This window comes from Neisseria sp. P0021.S006 (assembly GCF_051956895.1).
Genome location: NZ_JBQCWZ010000020.1, coordinates 12,760 through 26,733, shown reverse-complemented (window position 1 = coordinate 26,733; position 13,974 = coordinate 12,760). Strand labels below are relative to the sequence as shown.

At 48.8% G+C, this 13,974-nt stretch carries 10 protein-coding genes, 1 tRNA gene and 3 pseudogenes; 10 read left to right on the top strand and 4 right to left on the bottom strand.

Going from position 1 to position 13,974, the window contains the following annotated elements; all coding sequences use genetic code 11:
* Positions 1 to 2 precede the first annotated feature (2 nt).
* Positions 3 to 923, top strand: coding sequence for a hydrogen peroxide-inducible genes activator (locus ACTHUM_RS06085; RefSeq protein WP_003749313.1), 921 nt, complete (start codon positions 3 to 5; stop codon positions 921 to 923).
* 63 nt (positions 924 to 986) lie between these two features.
* Here the strand turns inward: ACTHUM_RS06085 and ACTHUM_RS06080 are convergent, their stop codons facing one another.
* Positions 987 to 1,199 (bottom strand): glycine zipper 2TM domain-containing protein, encoded by a 213-nt coding sequence (locus ACTHUM_RS06080; RefSeq protein WP_003684747.1) that lies wholly within the window; start codon positions 1,197 to 1,199, stop codon positions 987 to 989.
* Positions 1,200 to 1,453: 254 nt separating this feature from the next.
* Between ACTHUM_RS06080 and ACTHUM_RS06075 the strand changes: the two genes are divergently transcribed.
* Together ACTHUM_RS06075 and ACTHUM_RS06070 are read left to right on the top strand one after the other, a co-directional pair.
* On the top strand, positions 1,454 to 1,903 hold the full coding sequence (locus ACTHUM_RS06075) for a CopD family copper resistance protein (protein WP_036493576.1): 450 nt from the start codon (positions 1,454 to 1,456) through the stop codon (positions 1,901 to 1,903).
* Positions 1,904 to 1,936: 33 nt separating this feature from the next.
* Positions 1,937 to 2,911 (top strand): TerC family protein, encoded by a 975-nt coding sequence (locus ACTHUM_RS06070; RefSeq protein ID WP_070695180.1) that lies wholly within the window; start codon positions 1,937 to 1,939, stop codon positions 2,909 to 2,911.
* Positions 2,912 to 2,980: 69 nt separating this feature from the next.
* Here ACTHUM_RS06070 and ACTHUM_RS06065 read toward each other — a convergent pair whose 3' ends face one another.
* Positions 2,981 to 3,412, bottom strand: coding sequence for an Ag473 family lipoprotein (locus ACTHUM_RS06065; RefSeq protein WP_003749309.1), 432 nt, complete (start codon positions 3,410 to 3,412; stop codon positions 2,981 to 2,983).
* A gap of 182 nt (positions 3,413 to 3,594) precedes the next feature.
* Here ACTHUM_RS06065 and ACTHUM_RS06060 point away from each other — a divergent pair.
* The 7 genes and pseudogenes from ACTHUM_RS06060 (at position 3,595) to cas2 (ending at position 12,443) form a co-directional block, all read left to right on the top strand.
* Positions 3,595 to 3,670 (top strand) — tRNA-Lys (locus ACTHUM_RS06060).
* Between the two features lie 312 nt (positions 3,671 to 3,982).
* Positions 3,983 to 5,425: an aldehyde dehydrogenase gene (gene aldA, locus ACTHUM_RS06055; protein ID WP_440361275.1), complete on the top strand. Its 1,443-nt coding sequence runs from the start codon at positions 3,983 to 3,985 to the stop codon at positions 5,423 to 5,425.
* Between the two features lie 170 nt (positions 5,426 to 5,595).
* On the top strand, positions 5,596 to 7,107 hold the full coding sequence (gene lysS, locus ACTHUM_RS06050) for a lysine--tRNA ligase (RefSeq protein WP_440361276.1): 1,512 nt from the start codon (positions 5,596 to 5,598) through the stop codon (positions 7,105 to 7,107).
* A gap of 263 nt (positions 7,108 to 7,370) precedes the next feature.
* The gene (locus ACTHUM_RS06045; RefSeq protein ID WP_004520201.1) at positions 7,371 to 8,795 is read left to right on the top strand and encodes an alanine/glycine:cation symporter family protein; all 1,425 of its coding nucleotides are present in this window, start codon (positions 7,371 to 7,373) and stop codon (positions 8,793 to 8,795) included.
* Positions 8,796 to 9,064: 269 nt separating this feature from the next.
* A pseudogene (cas9, locus tag ACTHUM_RS06040) lies at positions 9,065 to 11,047 on the top strand (type II CRISPR RNA-guided endonuclease Cas9); the annotation flags it as partial.
* A 176-nt stretch (positions 11,048 to 11,223) separates the two neighbouring features.
* Positions 11,224 to 12,125 (top strand): annotated as a pseudogene (gene cas1 / locus ACTHUM_RS06035) (type II CRISPR-associated endonuclease Cas1).
* Positions 12,118 to 12,443, top strand: a pseudogene (gene cas2 / locus ACTHUM_RS06030) (CRISPR-associated endonuclease Cas2). Before cas1 ends, cas2 begins: the two co-directional pseudogenes overlap by 8 nt.
* Positions 12,444 to 12,588: 145 nt before the next feature.
* On the opposite strand, the gene rplQ reads toward cas2, so the two are convergent.
* Together rplQ and ACTHUM_RS06020 are read right to left on the bottom strand one after the other, a co-directional pair.
* Complete coding sequence (gene rplQ / locus ACTHUM_RS06025) at positions 12,589 to 12,963, bottom strand: 50S ribosomal protein L17 (RefSeq protein ID WP_039862272.1); 375 nt, start codon at positions 12,961 to 12,963, stop codon at positions 12,589 to 12,591.
* A 24-nt stretch (positions 12,964 to 12,987) separates the two neighbouring features.
* Complete coding sequence (locus ACTHUM_RS06020; RefSeq protein WP_003684706.1) at positions 12,988 to 13,974, bottom strand: DNA-directed RNA polymerase subunit alpha; 987 nt, start codon at positions 13,972 to 13,974, stop codon at positions 12,988 to 12,990.

Sequence of the window (13,974 nt, the reverse complement as noted above, 5' to 3'; positions counted from 1 at the left end):
ACATGACCTTGACCGAATTGCGTTACATCGTAGCCGTCGCACAAGAACGTCACTTCGGACGTGCCGCACGACGCTGCTTTGTCAGCCAGCCCACCCTCTCCATCGCCATCAAAAAGCTGGAGGAAGAGCTGTCGGTATCCCTGTTCGACCGTAGCAGCAACGACATCATCACGACCGAAGCGGGCGAGCGCATTGTCGCCCAAGCCCGCCGGGTTCTGGAAGAAGCCGAACTCATCAAGCACCTTGCCAATGAAGAGCAAAACGAATTGGAAGGCGCGTTCAAACTCGGCCTGATTTTTACCGTTGCCCCCTACCTTCTGCCCAAGCTCATTACCGCGCTGCGTGAAACCGCGCCGAAAATGCCGCTGATGCTGGAAGAGAACTATACCCACATCCTGACCGAGTCGCTCAAACGCGGCGATGTCGATGCAATCGTCGTTGCCGAACCGTTCCAAGAGCCGGGCATCGTAACCGAGCCCCTGTATGACGAACCTTTCTTCGTCATCGTTCCCAAAGGCCATCACTTTGAAGAACTCGATGCCGTTACGCCTCAGCTTTTGAGCGAAGAACAAGTGTTACTGCTATCCGAAGGCAACTGTATGCGCGACCAAGTGTTGGCAAGCTGTTCCGAATTGGCTTCCAAGCAAAAAATCCAGGGCTTGACCAATACCCTGCAAGGCAGCTCCATCAACACCATCCGCCACATGGTTGCCAGCGGCCTGGCCATCAGCGTCATGCCGGCTACCGCCTTGACCGAAAACGACCACATGCTTTTCAGCATTATCCCGTTTGAAGGCACTGCACCGCACCGCCGTGTCGTTTTGGCTTATCGCCGCAACTTTGTCCGTCCGAAAGCACTGACTGCCTTGCGCACTGCTATTTTGCAATCGCAACTGACCGGTGTAACGTTCGTCAACGAATAAACCGTAAAACAAAAGGCCGTCTGAACATTCAGACGGCCTTTTTATTTTTAACCAAATAAAGGATTAGTAGCGGGTATGAACTTGACTGCCGATAACACCACCCAAAGCCGCGCCACCCAAGGTAGAGCCGGTATCGCCACCAATCAAATTACCTGCCACGCCGCCCAATACCGCACCAGCAGCAGTGTTGCGTTGGGTTTGAGTCATATTGGCACATGCACCCAAAGAAGCGGCCAACATGATCAAGGTCACAGTTTTTGCAAAAGTTTTCTTCATGGTTTGATTCTCCATCAGGGGTTAAGCTGTATATGAAACAGTATGGCACAACCTTTCATTAATATATTTTCTGATAAGTAAAGACAGATTAAACTAAGATAACGCTCTTGATGAGCGGTTAAATACAAAAACAAACGGCAATTCCAAAAGAATATTTATAAATTTTAATATACTTGGCATAAAATTGCGCATACATCAACCGCATTCGGTAGTGATACAATGACGACTTGTCTGAATTACCGGAAACACCCGTCATGAGTATCTACGCACTGGCACACATCATCCACGTTTATTGCGCGATTGCCTTTGTCGGCGGCGTATTTTTCGAAATGCTGGTCCTCTCCGTTTTACACACCGGCCGCGTTTCGCGCGAATCGCGCCGTGAAGTCGAACGTGCCATGTCCTATCGTGCCGTCCGCGTGATGCCGCCTGTCGTCATTACCCTGTTCATCAGCGGCATCGTGATGGTGTACAACCGCTACCTGCCGATACTGCACCACCCATTCGACAGCTCCTTCGGCATCATGCTGAGCATCAAAATCCTGTTGGCAGTAAGCGTTTTGGTACATTTTGCCATCGCCGTCGTCAAAATGGCACGGCACACCCTTACCGTCGGCTGGTCGAAATACATACACGCCGTCGTATTCAGCCATATGCTGTTTATCGTCTTTTTTGCCAAAGCAATGTTCTACCTGTCTTGGTAAACCTTACCCATACCCCACACACAAGGATTGTTTATGACCCAATACCCGTCCGTCGGCTCGCCGATGTTTTACGGCATCTTCTTTATTGCCGTCTTAATTATGATCGCCATCGATATGGTGTCGCTGAAAAAAAACGGTGCCCACAAAGTCAGCATTAAAGAAGCCCTCGCTTGGAGCGGCATTTGGGTGGCCGTATCCTGCGCGTTTGCCGGCTGGCTCTATTTCGAACTGGCGGGCAACCCGGCTTACGGGGTCGTTGTCGCCAAAGAAAAAGTCCTCGAATTCTTCACCGGCTATGTGCTCGAAAAATCCCTTGCCGTCGACAACATCTTCGTTTTCCTGATGATTTTCGGCTATTTCAAAGTCGAACCCAAATTCCAACACCGCGTCTTACTCTATGGCGTATTCGGCGCCATCGTCCTACGCGCCATCATGATCTTCATCGGCGCAGCCTTGGTACAACAATTTGAATGGATTCTCTACCTCTTCGGCGCCTTCCTCTTATACACCGGCATTCACATGATGAAGCCCGAAGCCGAAGCTGAAGAAGACCTTTCCCAAAATAAGATCCTGACCCTGCTCAAAAAAGTCATCCCGACCAGCCTACAGTTTGACGGTGAAAAATTCTTTACCATTGAAAACGGCAAACGCATCGCTACGCCGCTTTTACTGGTATTGATTATGATCGAATTGAGCGACGTCATCTTTGCCGTGGACAGCATTCCTGCTATTTTTGCCGTCACCACCGACCCGTTCATCGTCCTTACCTCCAACATTTTTGCCATCTTAGGCCTGCGTGCCATGTACTTTTTGCTGGCGGATTTTGCCGAACGCTTTATCTTCCTCAAATACGGCTTGGCCTTCGTATTGAGCTTTATCGGTATCAAGATGCTGATTATGCACTGGGTACATATTCCGATTTCCATTTCCCTGTCCGTCGTCTTCGGCGCACTGGGCGCATCCATCCTGACTTCTTTGGTGTACACGCGTCAGCAAGAAAAAAAATAATCCGCCGATACAAAAAGGCCGTCTGAAAAACATTTTTTCAGACGGCCTTTTCAAATATCGGACACCGGCTTATTTAGCAGCATCTTTCAATTTGTCGGCAGCTTCTTGAGTTGCATCGGCAGCTTTACCCAAAGCATCTTTAGCCGCATCTTTGGCAGCGTCTTTAGCTTCGCCCACAGCAGCTTTTGCATCGTCCAAAGCTTTGTCGCTGGCTTCTTTAGCACCATCGATGGCTTTACCGGTAGTTTCTTTAGCATCGGAAATTGCTTTCTCCGCAGTTTCCTTCGCATCGGCACCGGCTTCTTTAGCGTCAGAAACAGCTTGTTCAGCAGCGCCTTTAGCTTCGGAAGCAGCAGCATCAGCAGCAGAAGCCGCGTGTTCAGCAGCAGCGTTCACATCAGAAGCAACGGCAGAAGCCGCTTCTTGAGTTTCCTGTTTCGCCTCTTGAGAACAAGCAGCCAAACCAGCCACCATCATCGCAGCAATCAATAATTTTTTCATGTTGTATATCCTTTGGTCTAAAAAATATCCATCAGAACTGACAGATTAGAAAATCATAACATAATTAATACTCGGAAACGGGAGAATTAACGCCAAATAACAATCGATTTACGTTTTTTGAAAAAAATTTCAAAAAAACAGTTGACGGAAAGAAACAAGCCACCTATAATGCACAGCCTATCGGGTCGTTAGCTCAGTCGGTAGAGCAGCGGACTTTTAATCCGTTGGTCGAGCGTTCGAATCGCTCACGACCCACCAAATATAAAAACCTGCTTTGAAAAAAGCAGGTTTTTTTACATCCCTATCAAACCCTTCTCCATACGATACCTCCCCTATCTTCAAAATCAAGCCATATACAGGCTTTGTCCCAATGCCGCGCATGAACGTTACCCAACGCATCACACCAGCACCAACCTACCTTTAATCAACCAAGTCCGACTCCCCCTTCCATCAACTTTTTCTAAAAACTTCCAAATACCTACCGTCAACCCACTCTAAATACTCTTGTATGCCAGACAATTTAGGCATAGACTAAAACTACATTCAACTACAACAATAGGAGAAAGTTTGATGAAACAACTGTCTATGTATATCAACGGCCGTTTTGAAACCGATTTTAACGGCACATGGCGCGATGTATTGAATCCGGCAACCGAAGAAGTCATCGCGCGTGAGCCTAAAGGCGGAAAAGCCGATGTTGACCGTGCCGTTGCCGCCGCCAGAGAGGCGCAAGCCGCATGGGAGCGTTTGCCTGCCGTTGAACGCGGCGCATACTTGCGCAAAATCGCCCAAGGCATCCGTGAACGCGCCGACGAGCTGACCGACACCATTGTCGCCGAAGGTGGCAAAACCAAAGACTTGGCACGCATAGAAGTCATGTTCACTGCCGACTATCTCGATTATCAAGCCGAATGGGCGCGCCGTTATGAAGGCGAAATCATCCAAAGCGACCGCCCGCGCGAAAACATTTTATTGTTCAAACGTCCTTTGGGCGTAATCGCCGGCATTTTGCCGTGGAATTTCCCCTTCTTCCTGATTGCCCGCAAAATGGGCCCGGCTTTGGTAACAGGCAATACCATCGTCGTCAAACCCAGCAGCGTCACCCCGATCAACTGCCACATCTTTGCTGAAATCGTTCACGCTTCAGGCTTACCGGCCGGCGTATTCAACGTCGTCAACGGCCCGGGTGCAGAAATCGGCAATGCCTTGGCATCACATCCGCAAGTCGACATGGTCAGCCTGACCGGTTCTGTAGAAGCAGGCCGCCAAGTAATGGAAGCCGCCGCCACTAACATTACCAAAGTCTCATTGGAACTCGGCGGCAAAGCCCCTGCCATCGTTTTGAAAGACGCGGATTTGGACTTGGCAGTGAAATCCATCTTGGCTTCGCGCGTCGGCAACACCGGCCAAATCTGTAACTGCGCCGAACGCGTATATGTCCACAGCAGCCTGAAAGACGCGTTTATCGAAAAAATGACCGCCGCCATGAAAGGCGTACGCTACGGCAACCCGGCCGAAGCCGAACCCGGCTCACTGGAAATGGGCCCGTTGATTGAAGAGCGTGCCGTCAAAGCCGTTGCCGAGAAAGTCGAACGCGCAGTTCGACAAGGCGCAACTTTGGTTTGCGGCGGCAAACGTGCCAACGGCAAAGGCTACTTCTTTGAACCTACCCTGCTGACTGATACCGACAACAGCATGGACATTATGAAGGAAGAAACCTTCGGCCCCGTCCTGCCGGTTGCCACTTTCGACACGCTCAATCAAGTCATCGCCTTGGCAAACGACAGCGAATTCGGCCTGACCAGCTCCGTCTATACCACCAATCTGAATGAAGCGTTTTATGTAACCCGCCGCCTGCGTTTCGGCGAAACCTACATCAACCGCGAAAACTTTGAAGCCATGCAGGGCTTCCATGCCGGTTGGAAAAAATCAGGTATCGGCGGCGCGGACGGTAAACACGGTTTGGAAGAATATCTGCAAACCCAAGTCGTTTATTTGGAAACCGATATCTAACTGACCTTCATGAAACAAAAGGCCGTCTGAAACCAATTTTTCAGGTTTCAGACGGCCTTTCTGCCTTTATAGAAAAAAACACCGACATCGCGTAAAATAGAGCCAATTTTTCACTTTATTCAGGCCGTCTGAAAACTCCGGCAGCCTGACTCATTTTTCCGGAAAACACCATGAGCGAACAAAACAATCCGCAAATCGAGCCGCAGTTGGACGAAAACCAAATCATCGCCCTGCGCCGCGAGAAACTGCACAACATCCGCAAAGAACGCAACGCCTACCCTAACGATTTCAAACGCGACAGCTTTGCCGCCAACCTGCATACCCAATACGGTGAAATCAGCAAAGAAGAACTCGACCCGCAAGGCATTCCCGTCAAAGTGGCCGGCCGCATGATGCTCAAACGTCAAATGGGCAAAGCCAGCTTCGCCACCATTCAAGACGTTACCGGTCAAATCCAGCTTTATCTAAACAACAAAGGCGTGAGCCAAGAAGTTTTGGACGACTTCAACCACTGGGACTTGGGCGACATCGTCGGTGCGGAAGGTACTTTGTTTAAAACCAACCATGGCGAATTGACCGTGCGCGTGTCCGACATCCGCCTGCTGTCCAAATCCCTGCGTCCGCTGCCGGACAAACACAAAGGCTTGAGCGATCAGGAAACCAAATACCGTCAACGCTACGTCGATTTGATTGCCAACGAAGAATCGCGCAATACCTTCATCAAACGCAGCCAAATCATCCAATCCGTGCGTAATTTCATGGTGAACGAGCATTATCTCGAAGTCGAAACCCCGATGATGCATCCGATTCCGGGCGGCGCAACAGCGAAACCTTTTGTTACCCACCACAATGCTTTGGACATTCCGCTCTACCTGCGCATTGCGCCCGAGCTGTATCTGAAACGCTTGGTGGTCGGCGGTTTGGAGCGCGTGTTTGAAATCAACCGCAGCTTCCGTAACGAAGGCATGTCCGTGCGCCATAACCCTGAATTCACCATGATCGAATTCTACGAAGCCTTCTCCGACTACGAACGCATGATGCAAATGGCGGAAGACATCATCCGCAACGCTTCCCGCGCGGTAAACGGCACGGCAAAAATCAGCTACAACGGCAAAGAAGTCGATTTGGAAAGCCCGTTTGAACGCCTGACCATTCTCGAAGCCATCAAGAAATACAATCCGCACTACACCGACGAGCAGTTGAACGATGAAGAATGGCTGAAAAAAGAAATCGTCAAACACGGCGAAAGCCTGCCTCCGTCTCCGGGCATCGGCAGCCTGCAACTTGCCCTGTTTGAAGGTTGTGCAGAAAGCAAACTGTGGAACCCGACTTTCATCATCGACTACCCTGTCGAAGTATCGCCATTGGCACGCGCATCCGACAGCAAACCGGGTTTGACCGAACGCTTCGAGCTTTTCGTTGTCGGCCGCGAACTGGCAAACGGCTACTCCGAGTTGAACGATCCGGAAGATCAAGCCGAACGCTTCAAGGCACAAGTGGCGCAAAAAGACGCTGGCGACGACGAAGCCATGCACTACGATGCCGACTACATCCGTGCCATGGAATTCGGCCTGCCGCCGACCGGCGGCTGCGGCATCGGCATCGACCGCTTGGTAATGTTGCTGACCGATTCGCAAACCATCCGCGACGTGATTCTGTTCCCGCAAATGCGTCCCGAATAACACATTGAAATAAAATCAAGGCCGTCTGAAAACAAGATTCTGTTTTCAGACGGCCTTTTTGTTCAAATATGTAAAACGGAAAAATTAAAATCGACAATTCCTTTACATTATAATAATAAAATTCCATGATAATCAAAAGCATAATATAAAAAAGAATATGTAAACGTTTTTCAGTTTGTTGACAGTCTGCTAGAATACATCCAATTACAGGACAGCCCACACACACAGGCTGTCTGAAAATGCAAAAACTCTGAAAGGTTTGTATGGATCAATTTTTCGAACAGCTTCACGGCTGGGTAAACGCCATCAACGACCCAATGTGGTCGGGGTTGGTATATATGCTTTTAGGCGCAGGCCTCTTTTTCACCGTTACCACCGGTTTTGTACAATTCCGCCTCTTCGGCCGCAGTATCAAAGAAATGCTGGGCGGCCGCAAACAAGGTGATGATCCGCACGGAATCACACCGTTCCAAGCATTCGTTACCGGCTTGGCCAGCCGCGTAGGCGTGGGCAACATCGCCGGCGTGGCGATTGCCATCAAACTCGGCGGGCCGGGCGCGGTATTCTGGATGTGGGTAACCGCCTTAATCGGCATGAGTTCGGCGTTTGTCGAATCTTCACTGGCCCAACTCTTTAAAGTCCGGGACTACGACAACCACCACTTCCGCGGCGGTCCTGCCTACTACATAACTCAAGGCCTGGGACAAAAATGGCTGGGCGTTTTGTTCGCCCTGAGCCTGATTTTCTGTTTCGGCTTTGTATTTGAAGCCGTACAGACCAATACCATCGCCGATACCACCAAAGCGGCATGGGGCTGGGATCAACACTATGTCGGTGTCGCCCTGGTCATTCTGACTGCCCCTATTATCTTCGGCGGTATCCGTCGCGTATCTAAAGCCGCGGAAATTATCGTTCCGCTGATGGCGGTTTTATATCTCGTCATAGCACTCTTCATCATTGCTACCAATATTTCCCTGATTCCTGATGTGTTCGATCAGATTTTCTCCAACGCGTTCAACTTCGATTCGGCTGCAGGCGGTTTCCTCGGCGGTCTGATTTCGACCACCATGATGCAGGGTATCAAACGCGGCCTGTATTCCAATGAGGCGGGTATGGGTTCTGCGCCGAACGCCGCAGCCGCAGCCGAAGTGAAACACCCCGTCTCCCAAGGCATGATTCAAATGCTGGGCGTTTTCGTCGATACCATCATCGTCTGCTCATGCACTGCCTTTATCGTCTTGACCTATCAACAGCCTTACGGCGACCTGAGTGGTGCGGCGCTGACCCAAGCGGCAATCGTCAGCCAGGTAGGCGAATGGGGCGCGGGCTTCCTTGCCGCCATCCTGTTTATGTTTGCCTTTTCAACCGTTATCGGCAACTATGCCTATGCTGAGTCCAACGTCCAATTCATCAAGAGCCATTGGCTGGTTACCGCCGTTTTCCGTATGCTGGTTTTGGCATGGGTCTACTTCGGCGCAGTTGCCAACGTACCCTTGGTATGGGATATGGCAGACATGGCCATGGGCATCATGGCATGGATTAACCTCGTTGCCATCCTGCTCCTGTCACCACTTGCCTTCCTGCTGTTGAAAGACTACACAGCCAAGCTGAAAATGGGTAAAGACCCAGAGTTCAAACTCTCTGAACACCCAGGCTTGAAACGCAAAATCAAATCCGATATCTGGTAATACCAAAGGCCGTCTGAAATTTCAGACGGCCTTTTTAATCCCTGCCATCTAGATAAAACGATGCCCCTTAAAGCAGAAGCCTTAAGGGGCAGAGCGTTGCGGCACATCTTTTCAGACGGCCTTATTGTAGCAACGTTTCTCATTTCGCAGTGCAACAATATGGACGGATTCTAATTCCAAATCGGCACCCAGTCAAGCATTTCATTTGCATAGTAATACTTACCTAGGATATATTTATACTTACCAAACATCACATTACGGAGAAACTGATGGCTGCATTCAAACCCAATCCAATCAACTACATCCTCGGTCTCGATATCGGCATTGCATCCGTCGGCTGGGCGATGGTAGAAATTAACGAAGAAGAAAACCCCATCCGCCTGATTGATTTGGGCGTGCGCGTATTTGAGCGTGCAGAAGTACCGAAAACAGGCGACTCTCTCGCAGCGGCAAGACGCTTGGCACGCAGTGTTCGCCGCCTGACCCGCCGTCGCGCCCACCGTCTGCTTCGGGCCCGCCGTCTATTGAAACGCGAAGGCGTATTACAAGCCGCCGATTTTGATGAAAACGGCTTGATTAAATCCTTACCGAATACACCATGGCAACTTCGCGCAGCCGCATTAGATCGCAAACTGACGCCTTTGGAGTGGTCGGCAGTCTTGTTGCATTTAATCAAACATCGCGGCTATTTGTCGCAAAGAAAAAACGAGGGCGAAACTGCCGATAAGGAGCTTGGCGCTTTGCTTAAAGGCGTAGCCGACAATGCCCATGCCTTACAAACAGGCAATTTCCGCACACCAGCCGAATTAGCTTTAAATAAATTTGAGAAAGAAAGCGGCCATATCCGCAACCAACGCGGCGATTATTCGCATACGTTCAACCGCAAAGATTTACAAGCAGAGCTGAATTTACTGTTTGAAAAACAAAAAGAATTCGGCAATCCGCATGTTTCAGACGGCCTTAAAGAAGGTATTGAAACCCTGCTGATGGCGCAACGCCCTGCCCTGTCTGGCGATGCTGTTCAAAAAATGTTGGGGTATTGCACCTTTGAGCCGACAGAGCCGAAAGCCGCTAAAAACACCTACACCGCCGGACGTTTCATCTGGCTGACCAAGCTGAACAACCTGCGTATTTTAGAGCAAGGCAGCGAGCGGCCATTGACCACTACCGAACGCGCCACGCTTATGGACGAGCCATACAGAAAATCCAAACTGACTTACGCACAAGCCCGTAAGCTGCTGGGTTTAGAAGATACCGCCTTTTTCAAAGGCTTGCGCTATGGTAAAGACAATGCCGAAGCCTCAACATTGATGGAAATGAAGGCCTACCATGCCATCAGCCGTGCGCTGGAAAAAGAAGGATTGAAAGACAAAAAATCCCCATTAAACCTTTCTCCCGAATTACAAGACGAAATCGGCACGGCATTCTCCCTGTTCAAAACCGATGAAGACATTACAGGCCGTCTGAAAGACCGTGTTCAGCCCGAAATTTTAGAAGCGCTGTTAAAACACATCAGCTTCGACAAGTTCGTCCAAATTTCCTTGAAAGCATTGCGCCGAATTGTGCCTCTAATGGAGCAAGGCAAACGTTACGATGAAGCCTGCGCCGAAATCTACGGAGACCATTACGGCAAGAAAAATGCGGAAGAAAAGATTTATCTGCCGCCGATTCCCGCCGACGAAATCCGCAACCCCGTCGTCTTGCGCGCCTTATCTCAAGCCAGAAAAGTCATAAATGCCGTTGTACGCCGGTACGGCTCCCCTGCACGTATCCATATTGAAACGGCAAGGGAAGTAGGCAAATCGTTTAAAGACCGCAAAGAAATCGAAAAACGCCAAGAAGAAAACCGTAAAGACCGGGAAAAAGCCGCCGCTAAGTTCCGAGAGTATTTCCCCAATTTTGTCGGCGAACCCAAATCCAAAGATATTCTGAAACTGCGCCTGTACGAGCAACAACACGGCAAATGCCTGTATTCGGGCAAAGAAATCAACCTAGGCCGTCTGAACGAAAAAGGCTATATCGAAATCGACCATGCCCTGCCGTTCTCGCGCACATGGGACGACAGTTTCAACAATAAAGTGCTGGTATTGGGCAGCGAAAACCAAAACAAAGGTAATCAAACCCCTTACGAATACTTCAACGGCAAAGACAACAGCCGCGAATGGCAGGAATTTAAAGCGCGTGTTGAAACCAGCCGTTTTCCTCGCAGTAAAAAACAACGGATTCTGCTGCAAAAATTCGACGAAGACGGCATATATCGAATCGGTGTCAAAACCGCCCTTTCATTCCCAAAATACCAAATCGACGAACTCGGCAAAGAAATCAGACCATGCCGTCTGAAAAAACGCCCACCTGTCCGTTAAATTAATCTATCCCTGTTTCAGACGGCCTGAAGCAGGGATTTTTTATAAAAAATAAGGGGAAAAACATGACTTGGCGCAGCCTGCTCATTCAAAACGGCGGTAAATTATCCTTACAACGCCGGCAACTGCTGATTCAACAAAACGGCGAGTCCCATACCGTACCATTAGAAGACATCGCCGTTATCATCATCGAAAACCGCGAAACCCTAATTACCGCCCCGCTCTTATCAGCCTTAGCCGATCATAGTGCAACCCTGCTGACATGTGATGAGCAATTCCTACCCTACGGACAATGGCTGCCTTATGCCCAATATCACCGCCAACTTAAAATCCTCAAGCTGCAACTGAATATAAGCGAACCCTTAAAAAAGCAACTCTGGCAACATATCGTCCGCCAAAAAATCCTAAATCAAGCATTTGTCGCAGACGAAACAGGCAATGATCTTGCAACCAAACGGCTGCGCACTTTGGCAGTCGAAGTCCGTTCAGGCGATACAGGAAACCGTGAAGCCCAAGCTGCCGCCCTCTACTTCCAAGCCCTCTTTGGGGAAAAGTTTACCCGTACGTCAATGCCGCATTGAACTACACCTACGCCGTACTCCGTGCAGCAGTAGCACGCGCCCTGACCTTATATGGTTGGTTGCCTGCATTAGGCTTGTTTCATAGGAGCGAACTAAATCCATTCAACCTCGCCGATGACTTTCTCGAACCCTTACGCCCATTGGCCGACCTGGTCGTTATACATTTGCATAAACAAGGCCGTCTGAAAACTGAACTGACACCCAACCTCAAACAAAACCTTATCAAGATCCTTCACTATCAAATCTGCATCGAACGGCAACATTTCAGCACCTTGGCTGCCATCGACAAAATGATTTCTTCATTTCAAGCCAGCGTAACTAACAAAAACGCTAAACAGCTGAAACTGCCCGAAATCTTGCCATTGAAAGAATACCAATATGAGTGAGGCTAAATTTATGAGGATTATCGTCTTCTTCGACCTACCTGTTACCACGGCGGCCAAGCGCAAAGCCGCCAATCAATTCCGCCAGTTCCTTTAAAAGATGGATACCAAATGCTCCAACTTTCCGTATACAGCCGTATTGTCAAAGGTCGAGATTCGTTGCAAAAACACCACAATAGGCTATGTGCAAACCTACCGCAAGAAGGCTCAATCCGCTGTTTGGAAGTAACAGAAAAGCAATATACCACCATGAAACTGCTGTTGGGAGAGCTGAAAATCCAAGAAAAAAGGGTAAATTCCGACCAACTATTATTATTTTAAGGCTGCTTTTTTAGACAAAATAAAACGGGAAACCCTTATAGAATAAGGGTTTCCCGTTGAAGTATTGTAGCACTGCGAAATGAGAAAGGGTCTATCCAAATAAAAAAGCACCACCTAAACAGGTAGTGCTTTCATATTAATTTGCTTATTCAGCAGAATCAGCTGCTTTATCAACCAATTCAACCAATGCCAAAGGAGCATTGTCGCCTTTACGGAAACCGTATTTCAGTACACGAATATAGCCGCCGTTACGAGCAGCAAAGCGTGGACCCAATTCGTCAAACAATTTAACTACAACATCACGATCGCGAGTGCGGTCAAAAGCCAAACGACGGTTTGCCAAAGAAGGTTTTTTACCCAAGGTAATCAAGGGCTCAACTACGCGGCGCAATTCTTTTGCTTTAGGCAAAGTTGTCACGATGGTTTCGTGAGTCAACAAGGAATTCGCCATATTGCGCAGCATCGCAGCACGGTGGCTGCTAGTACGGTTTAATTTGCGGTTGCCATTACGATGACGCATGTCATTATCCTTTAATCTTCAAACTTACGGCTTTTCTAAGCCTACAGGCGGCCAAGCTTCTAATTTGGAACCTAATGTCAGACCTTTAGAGGCCAACACTTCTTTGATCTCATTCAAAGATTTACGACCCAAATTAGGGGTCTTGAGAAGCTCGGTTTCAGTACGTTGAATCAAATCGCCAATATAGTAAATATCTTCAGCTTTCAGACAATTAGCTGAACGTACGGTTAATTCCAAATCATCTACAGGACGCAGCAAGATAGGATCGATAGGAGGTGCTTTTTCTTCAACCTCTTCAACCGGAGTACCTTGCAGATCTGCAAAAATAGACATTTGGTCAATTAAGATACGTGCGGCACTACGTACAGCTTCTTCTGGATCAATAGAACCATTGGTTTCAATATCCAAAACCAATTTATCCAAATCCGTGCGTTGCTCTACGCGTGCAGGTTCAACTTCAAAGCTAACACGACTGATGGGCGAAAAGCTCGCATCCAACTGAATCGCACCAATCTGTTTGTTCTCATCACGCAATACGCGACGGCCTGAAACAGACTGATAACCACGACCTTGCTCTACTTTAATTTCCATGTCGATTTGGCCATTGTCAGCCAAGTGGCAAATAACATGTTCAGGATTGATGATTTCCACATCGTGTGGCAAATCAATATCACCGGCTACAACTGCACCGGCACCTGTTTTCTTCAAAGTCAACTGAACTTGGTTACGACCGTGAAGCTTGAATACGATACCTTTAATGTTCAAGAGAACGTCAACAACATCCTCCTGAACACCATCAATAGTAGAGTATTCGTGCAATACGCCAGAAATAACTACTTCAGTTGGGGCAAAGCCATTCATGGATGACAGTAAGATACGACGCAAAGCATTACCTAAAGTATGACCAAAACCACGCTCAAATGGCTGCATAGACACCTTAGCTCGAGTAGAAGACAAGGTATCTACATCGATTTGACGAGGTTTCAAAAATTCGGTTGTGCTATTTTGCAT

Bases quoted from the DNA above. Each gene is read 5' to 3' on its own strand.
- ACTHUM_RS06085 (WP_003749313.1), top strand. From the start codon at position 3: ATGACCTTGACCGAATTGCGTTACATCGTAGCCGTCGCACAAGAACGT.
- ACTHUM_RS06080 (WP_003684747.1), bottom strand. From the start codon at position 1,199: ATGAAGAAAACTTTTGCAAAAACTGTGACCTTGATCATGTTGGCCGCT.
- ACTHUM_RS06075 (WP_036493576.1), top strand. From the start codon at position 1,454: ATGAGTATCTACGCACTGGCACACATCATCCACGTTTATTGCGCGATT.
- ACTHUM_RS06070 (WP_070695180.1), top strand. From the start codon at position 1,937: ATGACCCAATACCCGTCCGTCGGCTCGCCGATGTTTTACGGCATCTTC.
- ACTHUM_RS06065 (WP_003749309.1), bottom strand. From the start codon at position 3,412: ATGAAAAAATTATTGATTGCTGCGATGATGGTGGCTGGTTTGGCTGCT.
- aldA (WP_440361275.1), top strand. From the start codon at position 3,983: ATGAAACAACTGTCTATGTATATCAACGGCCGTTTTGAAACCGATTTT.
- lysS (WP_440361276.1), top strand. From the start codon at position 5,596: ATGAGCGAACAAAACAATCCGCAAATCGAGCCGCAGTTGGACGAAAAC.
- ACTHUM_RS06045 (WP_004520201.1), top strand. From the start codon at position 7,371: ATGGATCAATTTTTCGAACAGCTTCACGGCTGGGTAAACGCCATCAAC.
- rplQ (WP_039862272.1), bottom strand. From the start codon at position 12,963: ATGCGTCATCGTAATGGCAACCGCAAATTAAACCGTACTAGCAGCCAC.
- ACTHUM_RS06020 (WP_003684706.1), bottom strand. From the start codon at position 13,974: ATGCAAAATAGCACAACCGAATTTTTGAAACCTCGTCAAATCGATGTA.